Source organism: Pseudomonas sp. BF-R-30, assembly GCF_019956175.1.
Lineage (GTDB): Bacteria > Pseudomonadota > Gammaproteobacteria > Pseudomonadales > Pseudomonadaceae > Aquipseudomonas > Aquipseudomonas jessenii.
The window spans coordinates 64,922-76,632 of record NZ_JAHBDE010000018.1 but is presented as its reverse complement, the minus strand read 5'-3'; the positions used below and the strand labels follow the sequence as shown (position 1 = coordinate 76,632).

Below are 11,711 nucleotides of genomic sequence, written 5' to 3'. Positions count from 1 at the left end.
TGTAGAACCTTGCTGAAGGGCACCGATGCGATATTGATCAACTATGGTGCCTTAAGCGGACTCACTCAGCGAACAGCCGTCGGCTCTTCGCGCCGACAAGGCCCTAATGCGTTTTTACACACTCTGGGCCGATTGTTGCCTGTCGCCACGGGCAGAAACGACCCATGGCTGACCCTCTCTTTTGAAGGTGGGAAAGCTTGGCAGCCGGGGGGCTGAGTGGAATGTATCGAGCTATTCGATTTTTATAAGCAGTAATTATCATTTTTTTTCGATAGGTTATCGAGGCAATAATCCATCCACGATTGAACTGAAAAGGCTAACGGGATGGCAAAAGCAGAGAGTTACACCAGTACTGCAAAGTGGCTGCATTGGGGAATGGCGTTGCTCTGGATCGGTGCCTGGTTCATTGGAATTCTGGCCACTCACTGGCGTGATGAGTTCAATGCGCATCATGAGCTGACATTCCTGCACAAAGCGATGGCGAGTACGCTGCTGTTTTTGATTGTCGTGCGTATTGCATGGAGGCTCACTCACCCCGCGCCGGCATTGCCCGCGGCGATGAGCCCGTTAATGAAGCGGGGAGCTTTCTTTGGTCACTTGATGCTTTACGCAATTGCGCTAATCGGCCTACCACTCTCTGGCTGGTATTGGAGCTCTGTGGCAGATAAACCCATCCTTGTGGCCGGGCTTTTTCAGTTACCGCCTATGGTCGATCCTGACCAATCGCTTTATGACTTGGCAAAATCGATTCATACCTATGTTGCTTGGCTATGCGGAGCCTTGGTGGGAGGACACGCCCTCGTGGCGCTCACGCATCACTTCGTTGAAAAAGATGAGGTGTTGAAAAGCATGCTGCCTGGTCGTAATTCGTAAGCGAGTCCAAGGAACAGAGTTACAGCGAATAGAGGCCAGATTTTTATCCCCTCTCAAACGACTAGTTCTGGCCGATAGCAGTCTGTCGAATCAGTTTGAGCTTGGCTTGAATGAACACGCAGCCACATTAAACAAGCACTCCAAAGCACCCCCAAGGAGCAGCCATTGGCAGTTCCTTGGGGGTCTCCTTCGTCATTCAGATTGTGCCAGGCATAAAAAACTACCCTCAGGCCTGCGGAGCTCATCGAAATGAGCCTCGTAGGTGCTTATCGATGACAATCACTCCTCTGAACCCCTGGGTGCTAAGCAGGACGCGGTGCTTCAACAGGCGGGGTTCCGTCGTGAAACATCGTCTTCAGTTGAGCACGCAGTTCTGGTGAGTCGGTGTGCTTGTGAACACTGACCGCATGTTGCGCGGCGGCCTCGAGCAGTTCGTTTTCAGAGTCTGCGGACAGTGCGATTGAGCAGTGGGAATCGCTCGGAAACTCGCGGCAGTCGATGTATTTACGCGCCATGAATGTTTTCCTCCCTACGACGAAGGCAGGCCGTGGCCTGCGTGAACGATCGCTCGACGCGTCCCCCATACATCAAACACGACTGCATGCCACATCGAGTGTGCCGATCGTTAAAGTATAGGCCCACCGATGTCAGGGTATTTGTGCCAGACATGGAAAACGGTCGCGCGGAAACAGGGAGCAGATCGCGACGGCTCGGCATTTACCTGAAACTGCTGCGCATCGAAGAAAACCTCTCAGCCGCGTGGCAGCGTCTGTCTGGCAGCTACGTTGAAAATCTGCCCTGGCTGGAATGCGCTGAACGTTACGTGCCCATACTTTCCACTACATGGCCCCGCCGTACTGGCAGACCGTCGGTTATGGTGTGGACTTTCCATTTGATAACTACGAGCGTATGGCATGATTTCATGCGTCGCGGTAAGGGCAGGGTGATGGTCAGTATCAATGACCACCCGGACATTCGCCGCGCATGCGATCATCCGAATCTCTTATCTGAACTGCAAAAAGAATACGAGGGTGGTTTCCTAGGCCACCCTCGCATCCGTTCACGCGCAAAGCCTCAAGCGCTGCCAAAAAAGACGTCGGTATTCAGAACATCAACCCCGACCAAGGTGATGGTCGTTGTTTGTCCGCCCGTCTCGGCAACCGTCACGATGCTGTCGGCACCGGTGTTGTCGATCGATTGGACAGCGGCGTTCGGGTCGCCGTTGAGCACCAGCCTGTCCCGCACGCCCGGGCCCGCATCGAAGCCGCTGACCTGGTACAGGTTCTCACTGACTGACAGATCGATGTTGAACGCATCCTGCTCACCGATCGTGCCAACCAGCGTGAAGTCGAAGGGTGCGTTGGCCGGTTCGTTGGCGAACAGGTTGGCGTCAAAGGTACTCGTCGCCGAGTCCCCGTCCTTGTCCGTCAGCGTCGCGCTGAACGCCAGCTGGACATCGCTGGCCAGACTCTCGCTCTGCTGAATGAACTGGATCACCGGGATCTTGATATCGCCCCGGCCCATCGTCAGCTGAACCGCGTCGATCAGTGTCGTACCCGCCTTCTCGACGAGGAAGGACACTTGCCCTCCAGCCTCCGGCGTCAGGGTGTTCATCTCGATGCGGTCCGAAAACGTGCCATCCGCGTAGTAGATCCGGTAGTACAGGTCCTCGGTCGCGGTGTTGTAACCCGCCACGGAGTTGTCGATGAAGACCTTCATTCCCGTCAGCAGGCTCTCTGGGTTGATGACGAAACTCTCATCGGCGGCGCTGATTGCCGCCAGGTTATCGCCCTGGAGCACGTTGTTGGCGACGCCGATGCCGGCCGTGCTGACGTTCATGGCCCTCGGGTCGATGTACGACGGCAGGGGGTTGGTCTGTAGCGCGGCTTCGGTAGGGTCGGGTGCTCCGAGCCCGATGCCGGTCAGGATGTCCGCGGTCGACGCCAGCGCCTTCGCGGAAAAGAACACGATTTCCTCGGATGCCGAAGGAATAGCCGGGTTACTCGTCTGCGGAATCAACAATGTGCGCACCGGGTCCGGGCCACCGGCAGTGAGCGAGCCGTCGGCACTGCTGAGCACGATCGTCGAACGGAAGCCTTGCACCAGATCCAGTGCATAGCGACCATCGGCATAGGCGGTCAACGTGTAGTCGACGGTGGTATTCGCCGTTGCGGCGTTGTTGTCGAAATCACCGGTCAAGGTTCCCGCGAACTGGTACGCGCCATTGGCATCCGGTGATGGCGACAGCTCGCTGAGCGTGCCGGTCCCGGTCGTGGTCGTGTTGTCTGGCCTGACGAGAGTGAACTGGTTATTGACCAACGAGATATCCAGACCGGCCGCCCCCAGGCCGTCGGCTCCCGTCGCCATACTCCAGAACCCGGATTGCGCAAGGACGCTACCGGTCCCGATCAGGTTGCCGAAACTGAGTGCCGGCCCGTCGTCCTTGAACACCAGGTTCTGCCCGATGTTCAGCGTCGCCTGGGCGCTGTCGCCGTCCCCATCGGTCTTGATCGCCGTCAGCGTCACCAGATTGTCCGAGGTCAACGACTTCGAATCATCGGGATTGCTTGGGTCGGAATGCACCACGGCGCGGAGCTGGTCGAGCGTGACACTGCCATTGGCGGCGACGCTGACCGTGAACACCAGCAGATTACTCGTGGCCGTGCGGCCTTCCACCACGGTGCCATTGAGCGACAGGTTCACCGCCTGGTTCGAGGCCGTGTCCGTCAATCCGGAAGCCCCGGCCACCACGCCCAGCGCATAGCTCAGGGTGCCAGCCCCATCGGCGCCAAACGCCGAGGTGAAGTTGGCGGCGAAGCTCTGGGTATCATTGGTCGCCAGTACCGTCTCGTCCACTGTCAGCGTTGGCTCCGTGCCGGTGGTGGTGATGGTCGGCCCGTCGTCCTTGAACACCAGGTTCTGCCCGATGTTCAGGGTCGCCTGGGCGCTGTCGCCCTCCTTGTCGGTAATGGTCGCGGTCAGCGTCACCAGGTTGTCCGAGGTCAGGCTCGTCGAGTCATCCGGATTGGTGGTGTTGGAATGCACCACGGCGCGGAGCTGGTCGAGGGTGACATCACCGTTGGCGGCCACGCTGGCCGTGAACACCAGCAGGCTGGTGGTGGCCGTGCGGCCTTCGACCACGGTGCCGTTGAGCGACAGGTTCACCGCCTCACCGGTGGCCGTGTCGGTCAACCCGGAAGCTCCAGCCACCACGCCCAACGCATAGGTCAGGGTGCCGGCGCCATCGGCGCCAAACGCCGAATTGAAGTTGGCGGCAAAGTTCTGGGTATCGTTGGTCGCCAGCACCGTTTCGTCCACTGTCAGCGTCGGCTCCGTGCCGGTGGTATTGATGCTCGGCCCGTCGTCCTTGAACACCAGGTTCTGCCCGATGTTCAGCGTCGCCTGGGCGCTGTCGCCGTCCCCGTCGGTCGTGGTCGCCGTCAGCGTCACCAGGTTGTCCGAGGTCAAACTCGTCGAGTCATCCGGATTGGTTGGGTCGGGATGCACCACGGCGCGGATCTGGTCCAGCGTGACGCTGCCATTGGCGGCCACGCTGACCGTGAACACCAGCAGGTTGCCGAGGGCCGTGCGGCCTTCGACCACGGTGCCGTTGAGCGACAGGTTCACCGCCTCGCCTGTCTCCGTGTCGGTCAACCCGGAAGCTCCGGCCACCACGCCCAGCGCATAGGTCAGGGTGCCGGCACCATCGGCGCCAAACGCCGAGGTGAAGTTGGCGGCAAAGCTCTGGGTGTCGTTGGTCGCCAGTACCGTCTCGTCCACCGTCAGCGTCGGCTCCGTGCCGGTGGTGCTGATGCTCGGTCCGTCGTCGTCGAAGATCATCTTGGAGCCGATTTCGGTGGTCGTGACAGAGGCTCTGACCAGCGTGAAACCACCGATATCAAAGTCGGCGTGGTCATTGCCCTTGGCAGTGACGGCCGCACCGTTCTCGATAAGCACGCGGTTGTGATCCGCCGTAGTGGTGTATTCAATCTGGTAGCCGGCTTTAATGCCGGTGAGGGTTGCGACCCCTGCAGCAAAGCTGATGGTAATGGCCGGATCATTCACCGATCCGTCTGAATTCTCGATCACCAGCCCGGTGCTATTGTTGATCACGCGAACATTGGTGATGGCCACCGACGTATCGCCTGCGTATCCATTGATGAAATTCACGCCAGGTTCAGCCGCGGTGCTGAATGCGCTGATTTTTACGATAGCGCTCTTGCCGCTTTGCAATTGCACGACGTCGAAATTGGCCGACTTCGTGTTGTAGACGTCGGTAAAGTCGACGTTGGATTCAAGGTCGGCTTCGTTCTGATCCAGGTTGGGAATGGTCACATTCTGCCTGGCACCCGTGACGAACGAAAAGCGGATGCCCTCTTGCTCCACAATCATCTGATTGTTGGTGCCGAAGGTGGTCGGGCCACCCGCCTGGCTGGTATTGATCGTGTCGCCAGTGTTTATGTTGACGCCGCTTGACTGGTCGGCGGGGTCCTTGCCGGTGGCGATGATGGTGGGATCCGTGATCCGCAACACACCACCGACATCGACAACGTTCGGGTTCGCCTTCGTGAACATCAGGAACAGGTTCTGACCGGAGGGCGCATTGGCCAGGCTGAATACCAAATCCTCACTGGCTCCGATGAAAACCTTATTCAGCAGATTGAGCGAATCATCGGCATTCGTCATATCGGGATGCTTGAGCGGTTGGTACTCCACGGTCCAGATCTTGCCGCCCGTGACCGGCGAACCGGTTTCTTCAATGTAGGCAGCGAACACGATCGCACCGGCCGGGCCCCCGGCTCGACCCAAAACGATGTTGTTGTCGTTCGTATCGGTATAGAGAAGGATGCTGGTGCCATCGAGGGTATCGAGTCCGCTGTCCAGGCCATTGAGCGGTGCGCCTGAACTGTCGGTGAAGCTGATATCGGTAATGCTTCCTCCGGGCGCGGCGGTGACGGTGAATGCATCGCTGCCCGTGTTGCCCGCGGCACCGGTATAGCCGCTCAAGGCCGCACCCGAGGCGGTGCCTGCCCCCAGTCCGGCCAAACGGTTAGCGAATGTCGTGGGCAGGGACGCCACCAGAATGTCGTTGTCGTCAGCGTCCCCCGCAGGGGTTGGCGTGGCAGTGGCGTTCTGCAATCCGGCCGTTTCGTCCAGGGTCACGTCCTCGCCGGTCGCCACGACGCCCAGAGCGCTGGCTGTAACCGACGTTGTCACCAATGACTCGTTGAGGTCAGTGGTGAGGGGCTGGGTGAATAGTGCGATCTGATCGTTCGTTGACGATGAGTTTTTTTTCTGAGTAGCCATGACTTTCTCCAAAGCAATTGCAGTCACCAAGGCCGGACCGCGGACCTTTTTTTGGTACATGCCACAACTATGGATAAACGCCGGGCGATATACATCGGCCGATACTCCCAGGCGGGGCAGGAGATTCAGACTACTGGGAAGGGGAGACGGGATGACGCGAAGGAGCGGAGTCGAATATTCCGCCTGTGAATGAGGGCATGGCGCGGGTGTTCAAGGTTGCCGGGGCTTTAACCTCCAGCGCGTCGAACTGAGGTTGAACCTGCTCAGGCGGCCGGGTAGTAAGGCGACATGGATTTAAGACTCTGAAATCAGTAGACGTTCGACTGCGTCTACGAAACCCGAGTGACTCCCTTCGTCTATGTTTCCTGTTCCTCACTGGACTAAAAAAATGGGGCTGTTAATCAATTAAGTATTTGCCCTGTTCAGGCTGCCCAGCGTAGTCCGGCGACGCTCAGCAGGATCATGCCGATCCAGACAAGTTTCCAGAACGATACCGCATCACCCATCCAATACATTCCAACGACGGCTGTGCCGGCAGCGCCGATGCCGGTCCAGACCGCATAGGCGGTTCCTACAGGCAGCACCCGCAAAGCCATCGTCAACAGGCTCAAACTGCCGGCCAATACTACGACCGTGCCGACCAGCAGCCAGGGCCTTTCAAGGCCATTGGCAGATTTCAAGCCGACCGCAAAGAAGATCTCCAGGAATCCGGCAACGATCAGCAGTAACCACGATGCGTTGTAAGTCATTCGATGAAACCTGTGTGGGCAAAAAAAAAAGCGAGCCGGTCAAGGCTCGCCAAAGGGAGGTAAAAGGTCAGTTGGCCAACAGTTTGCCGCTGAACAGGCTGATCAGGGTTTTCACCAACAACACGGTCAGTGCCACGGTGAGAAACAACAGAATTACAGCAGCGATTACCATCAGCGCGGTGTTGTCCTGGGCATGTGCATATTTCAGCGCGGCATTGCTCAGGGCCGCGATGGGAAAGCTGATTGCCCACCACGAAGGGGCAAAGGGCACATCGCGACGGAACACTTTGAAACCGAGCACCACGAACAGAAACAGGCCGAAGTAGAACAATACGCTGGCAAATCGGTCGATCTCGCCGAACACGTTGGTGTACGCCAGGAAACCGACTTCAAAGGGGGCAATAAGGACCATCAGCGAAGGCACCATGCCTTTGGCCAGCGTTGTCTCATGCACCAGCCGCGAAAAGATCCGGGTGAAGAAAACCAGCGCCAGCACCGCACCCACGGCGAGGGCAAACAGGTTGAACTCAGCAACCCAGGCCATGGGCATATGCGCACCGGTTACCGCGATATCGAGGGTGGCGACACCCGGAATCAACCAGGCAGGTACGGCATTCAACGAATCCTGATTGCCCGACAACAGACGGAAAACCACGAGGCCTGCGAGCAACACCGTCAGTGCGCTGCCCAGTATCCAGAGAGCCCGTCCGAGCAATTCGTTGTGGGGCGCGGCGACTGCCGAAAGCAGCAACAGTGCAATGGTGACGGTGCCGAAAAAGTTGCTGGCGATCGGATGGTTGAACTCGGCCCTTACCGCTTCTGGATGTTTCACCCATTTGCCCAGGTAACCCAAGGTCAACAGCACGAATACCAGGCCGGCCAGGGCGCCAATCGCTTCACCCAACACTCCGCCGACGCCGTAATACTGACCACTCAAGCGCCAAGCCAGTCCCAGACCGGCCAGACCCATGACCGAGCCGAACAGATTGATAGGCAGGTTTTTGATGGACGTATTGCTGGTTTGCACCGATTGAGCGGCAGCGACCGTGGGGGTATATGCAGTGTTCATGGCAGTCTCCCGTTTGACTGAATTTGCTGTTGGGGCTATTTTCAGCCAAACAGACTTTGGCTGAAATAGTCATTAAGCGACGTATTCAGCCAATGATTCGACGAGGACAGACATCATGCGCATAACCCTCCTGGCCTTCCCCCGCGTGCAACTGCTGGACGTTGTCGGACCTGCCGATGTCTTCGCCGAAGCAGCCAGGCAACTGGGCAACCCACGCGCCTATCGGGTTGAAGTGATCGGCACCGGCAAAGGGATGATCAAAAGCTCAAGTGGTTTGAAGCTTGCCATCGACGACACCTTTGAAACGTATAAAGGCAAGATTGACACCTTGCTTGTCGCTGGCAGTCCACACATCGATGAAATTGCCCTGGACCCTGCATTGCAGGAATGGCTACGCCGGCAGGCGAAATCCGTACGTCGTATCGGCTCCGTCTGTAGCGGTGCCTTTTTGCTGGCCGCCGCCGGGCTGCTTGACGGACGCCGTGTCACCACTCACTGGAACTCCAGCGCAAAGCTGGCCAGGGAACACCCGCAAACCCATGTCGACCCGGACAGCATCTTTATCAAGGATGGCAACATCTACACCTCGGCAGGGGTCACGGCGGGCATGGACCTGGCTTTGGCGCTGGTCGAAGAAGACCACGGCAGAGAACTGGCGCTCAGCGTTGCCCGTGAAATGGTGATGTTCTTCAAGCGGCCCGGCGGACAATCGCAGTTCAGTGCGCAATTGGCAGCACAAACCGCCGAACGCAGCGTGATCCGAGACGTGCAGGATTATGTCGTGGAACACCTGAAGGCCGACTTGAGCGTACCCATCCTGGCCGCCCGCGCCGGTATGAGCGAGCGCAACTTCGCCCGTACCTTCAAGGCCGAAGCCGGTTCAACCCCGGCCGAATTTGTCGAACTGGCGCGCATCGATGCGGCCAGACGGTTAATCGAAGACTCGGACGTATCACTCAAGCGCTTGGCCGATACAGTAGGTTATGCCAATACGGACGGGTTCAGGAGGGCATTCATGCGGCGTCTCGGGGTTGGTCCTAGTGATTATCGAAAGCGGTTTTCATCGGTGTAATGTAGAGGGGCCTCATCGCTAAACGTTGCCGCCACATCATGGGCAACCCGAAGCGTGAGCTCCAGGATGGCGGCATTTAGGGCGGGTAGGGCGAGCTGATTTGGGTTGATTTTGAAACGCAGGCATCGCTGGGTGCTGCGGCCTGAAGGTTCGCTGTTTTGGTAATTCACATCACTCAATGCTCATGGGCATGCGAATGGATGGAAAGGGCACCAGGGACCTTGGTGCGTTCGAGCCCCCCACGTTCCAGCCACCGAAGGGTCTGCTCATAGGCACGCTGCAGCAAAGACTCGGTCTGGTCAAAGTTGAAAACCGAGACATCCACCGGGCACAAGGGCGGGACGATGTGCAGACTGGTGACAGTGCGGAAGTGTTCGATGTCGCTCACCAGCTGGCGCATGCTCATCAGATTGACGGTGTGCAGGGCCAAGGCGACCAGTCCTCGGGGAGGTTGCGTCAGGTCGCAACTCACTCCGGTGGGGATTACCACGACGTTGGTGGCTCCCAAGGCTACGGCAGTCGAAATAGGTGTATTGCTTGCCACGCCGCCATCAACCAGAAACTGATCGGCGATTTGTACGCAGGGGAACACCAGCGGAATGGCAGCGCTTGCCAGTAACGCCTGCTCGAGTTCGCCACTGGACAGGACCGTCTCGGCACCACTGAGCAGGTTGGTGGTGACGATGTACAGGGGCAGCACCGCATCCTCAATGCGGTGAATGGGCAGTGCCTGACCCAGCAGCCGATTCAAGGCCGACGGCTGCAACAGATAGCCACGCCGTTTGATCAATCCTCTACAGGTATCGAACCAAGAGAGGGGGAAAATGTCAGTTTTACTCAGCCCGCGCCAGAATCCGGCGAGCGCCTGGACGCCATCGGAATCGGGTCTTGCGGCAAAGTAGGCACCGTTGATAGCGCCTACCGAAGCACCAATCACCATGTCAAATCGAACATTGGCTTCGACCAGGGCCCGCAACATTCCCACCTGCACCGCCCCCAAACTGCCACCGCCAGCGAATACGATTGCGGTTTTGGTCGTCATGGCGGAAGTCTCTGTGCGGAAATGTATCGAATGAGTGTAGCTGGCGGGGTCCAGGACGATGAATTCGCGCTGGCCTACTTCTACATTGTCAGCCCGATACCAGGTGTCTTTGCATTCTCGATAGAGAGGAAACCCAACCTGATCAAGTTTTTGGGTGACGGGTGCGACAGCCTCAACATCAATTTGTAGGTTATGCAATTGCCGGTAGCCGAGCATCTGAATCAACACTTCGTAAAAAACGAACAATTCGCAACGAATAAACGATTTTTACTGATGCTACATGCCCGTTAGCATGACCTCTTCCAGCCCATTTACTTCATGCGGAGACAGTCATGCAGATGGCCATCCAATGCCGCGGTTTCGAGATTACTTCAGCAAGCGCCTGGCCTACCGCTTAAGTCACTGCGCCGCCCGCATTGGGGCGGGTGATCGTGCGGCGCTATATGAGTATCGGCCAACCTTGGATAGTTAAATGACCACCATTAGCGTCGGCCAATCTTGGATGTGGGTCGCCTTTATCGGGTTCGTCCTCGCCATGCTGGCGCTGGATCTTTTCGTCTTCGGCGGGCGCAAGGCGCATCGTGTTTCAGTACGCGAAGCGCTGGCCTGGGTCATCGCCTGGACCAGTTTGGCGTTGGTCTTCTCCGTTCTGCTCTGGTGGTATCTGCGCGGCATGTTCGGCGCCGAAGTGGCCCAGCGTACAACGCTCGAATTCCTGACGGGCTACCTGATCGAGCAGTCGCTGTCGATCGACAACATGTTCGTTTTCGTGATGATCTTCGGCTATTTCGCCGTGCCGCCAGAGTTGCAGCGCCGCGTCCTGCTCTATGGCGTGCTCGGCGCCATTATCATGCGCGCCGGTATGATTTTCGCCGGTGTCTGGCTGGTGCAGGAGTTTGCCTGGCTGCTCTATGTCTTTGGCGCTTTCCTCCTCATCACCGGCTTCAAGATGCTGATCTTCGCCAACCAGCAACCAGACCTCGAAATGAACCCTTTGCTGCGCTGGCTGCGTAGCCATCTTCGCATCACCGACGGTTTTCACGGCGAGCGCTTCTTCGTGCGCCAGAACGGCCTGCGCTGGGCGACGCCGATGTTCCCGGTGCTGGTACTGATCGAGGCCAGCGACCTGGTGTTCGCGGTCGACAGCATCCCGGCTATCTTCGCCGTCACCACCGACCCCTTCATCGTGTTCACCTCCAACATCTTCGCCATCATGGGCATGCGCGCACTGTATTTTCTGCTTGCCGACATGGCCTACCGTTTCCACTTGCTCAAATATGGTCTGGCCATCGTACTGGTGTTCATCGGCGGCAAGATGCTGGTCGCGCCGTGGTGGCACATGCCGATCCAATGGTCGCTGACCACAGTCGGCGGCATCATCTTGATTTCGGTACTGTTGAGCCTGACTTTGACGAAGAGCAAAACACGGGTTACGGGAGAACAATGATGAATTTGAGGCAAGAACGGGCGATGGCGGCACCGACGCTAGCTGAGCGCGACAGTGATGGTCGACTGATCGGCATAGTCATCGACCGGTTGAATCCACAACCCAAAGCAGACGGTGGCGACAGGCAAAAGTCGGCCAATAGCGGCCTACCT

The 11,711-nt window shown here is 58.0% G+C and carries 9 protein-coding genes and 2 pseudogenes; 5 read left to right on the top strand and 6 right to left on the bottom strand.

Annotated features, from left to right (window positions below; genetic code table 11):
- Together KGB20_RS11735 and KGB20_RS11730 are read left to right on the top strand one after the other, a co-directional pair.
- The coding region (locus tag KGB20_RS11735) for a hypothetical protein (protein WP_223532294.1) at window positions 1–216 on the top strand (216 nt) is incomplete at its 5' end.
- A gap of 108 nt (window positions 217–324) precedes the next feature.
- Window positions 325–873 (top strand): cytochrome b, encoded by a 549-nt coding sequence (locus KGB20_RS11730; protein WP_223532292.1) that lies wholly within the window; start codon window positions 325–327, stop codon window positions 871–873.
- 302 nt (window positions 874–1,175) lie between these two features.
- Here KGB20_RS11730 and KGB20_RS11725 read toward each other — a convergent pair whose 3' ends face one another.
- Complete coding sequence (locus KGB20_RS11725; protein ID WP_008001113.1) at window positions 1,176–1,388, bottom strand: DUF1059 domain-containing protein; 213 nt, start codon at window positions 1,386–1,388, stop codon at window positions 1,176–1,178.
- 197 nt (window positions 1,389–1,585) lie between these two features.
- Between KGB20_RS11725 and KGB20_RS11720 the strand changes: the two are divergent.
- Window positions 1,586–1,864: pseudogene (locus KGB20_RS11720) on the top strand (DNA adenine methylase); the annotation flags it as partial.
- Window positions 1,865–1,947: 83 nt separating this feature from the next.
- Here KGB20_RS11720 and KGB20_RS11715 read toward each other — a convergent pair.
- The 3 genes from KGB20_RS11715 to KGB20_RS11705 form a co-directional block, all read right to left on the bottom strand.
- Window positions 1,948–6,180 carry a DUF5801 repeats-in-toxin domain-containing protein gene (locus KGB20_RS11715; protein ID WP_223532290.1) on the bottom strand — a complete coding sequence of 1,411 codons (4,233 nt, stop codon included), beginning with the start codon at window positions 6,178–6,180 and terminating at the stop codon, window positions 1,948–1,950.
- 422 nt (window positions 6,181–6,602) lie between these two features.
- The gene (locus tag KGB20_RS11710) at window positions 6,603–6,929 is read right to left on the bottom strand and encodes a DMT family transporter (RefSeq protein ID WP_154859809.1); all 327 of its coding nucleotides are present in this window, start codon (window positions 6,927–6,929) and stop codon (window positions 6,603–6,605) included.
- Window positions 6,930–6,996: 67 nt separating this feature from the next.
- Entirely contained in the window at window positions 6,997–7,998 is a 1,002-nt protein-coding gene (locus KGB20_RS11705) for an SLAC1 anion channel family protein (protein WP_154909157.1), read from the bottom strand.
- 115 nt (window positions 7,999–8,113) lie between these two features.
- Here KGB20_RS11705 and KGB20_RS11700 point away from each other — a divergent pair, with 115 nt between their 5' ends.
- The gene (locus KGB20_RS11700) at window positions 8,114–9,070 is read left to right on the top strand and encodes a GlxA family transcriptional regulator (RefSeq protein WP_090455525.1); all 957 of its coding nucleotides are present in this window, start codon (window positions 8,114–8,116) and stop codon (window positions 9,068–9,070) included.
- A gap of 175 nt (window positions 9,071–9,245) precedes the next feature.
- On the opposite strand, the gene KGB20_RS11695 is transcribed toward KGB20_RS11700, so the two are convergent.
- Both KGB20_RS11695 and KGB20_RS11690 read right to left on the bottom strand, forming a co-directional pair.
- Window positions 9,246–10,112 (bottom strand): patatin-like phospholipase family protein, encoded by an 867-nt coding sequence (locus tag KGB20_RS11695; RefSeq protein WP_057714630.1) that lies wholly within the window; start codon window positions 10,110–10,112, stop codon window positions 9,246–9,248.
- Window positions 10,113–10,148: 36 nt separating this feature from the next.
- Window positions 10,149–10,304: pseudogene (locus KGB20_RS11690) on the bottom strand (VOC family protein); the annotation flags it as partial.
- 280 nt (window positions 10,305–10,584) lie between these two features.
- On the opposite strand from KGB20_RS11690, the gene KGB20_RS11685 reads away from it, so the two are divergent.
- Window positions 10,585–11,559, top strand: coding sequence for a TerC family protein (locus tag KGB20_RS11685; RefSeq protein WP_150814092.1), 975 nt, complete (start codon window positions 10,585–10,587; stop codon window positions 11,557–11,559).
- The last annotated feature ends 152 nt before the right edge of the window (window positions 11,560–11,711 follow it).

Excerpts from the sequence above, each read along its gene's own strand:
- KGB20_RS11730 (WP_223532292.1), top strand. The coding sequence starts at position 325 with ATGGCAAAAGCAGAGAGTTACACCAGTACTGCAAAGTGGCTGCATTGG.
- KGB20_RS11725 (WP_008001113.1), bottom strand. The coding sequence starts at position 1,388 with ATGGCGCGTAAATACATCGACTGCCGCGAGTTTCCGAGCGATTCCCAC.
- KGB20_RS11715 (WP_223532290.1), bottom strand. The coding sequence starts at position 6,180 with ATGGCTACTCAGAAAAAAAACTCATCGTCAACGAACGATCAGATCGCA.
- KGB20_RS11710 (WP_154859809.1), bottom strand. The coding sequence starts at position 6,929 with ATGACTTACAACGCATCGTGGTTACTGCTGATCGTTGCCGGATTCCTG.
- KGB20_RS11705 (WP_154909157.1), bottom strand. The coding sequence starts at position 7,998 with ATGAACACTGCATATACCCCCACGGTCGCTGCCGCTCAATCGGTGCAA.
- KGB20_RS11700 (WP_090455525.1), top strand. The coding sequence starts at position 8,114 with ATGCGCATAACCCTCCTGGCCTTCCCCCGCGTGCAACTGCTGGACGTT.
- KGB20_RS11695 (WP_057714630.1), bottom strand. The coding sequence starts at position 10,112 with ATGACGACCAAAACCGCAATCGTATTCGCTGGCGGTGGCAGTTTGGGG.
- KGB20_RS11685 (WP_150814092.1), top strand. The coding sequence starts at position 10,585 with ATGACCACCATTAGCGTCGGCCAATCTTGGATGTGGGTCGCCTTTATC.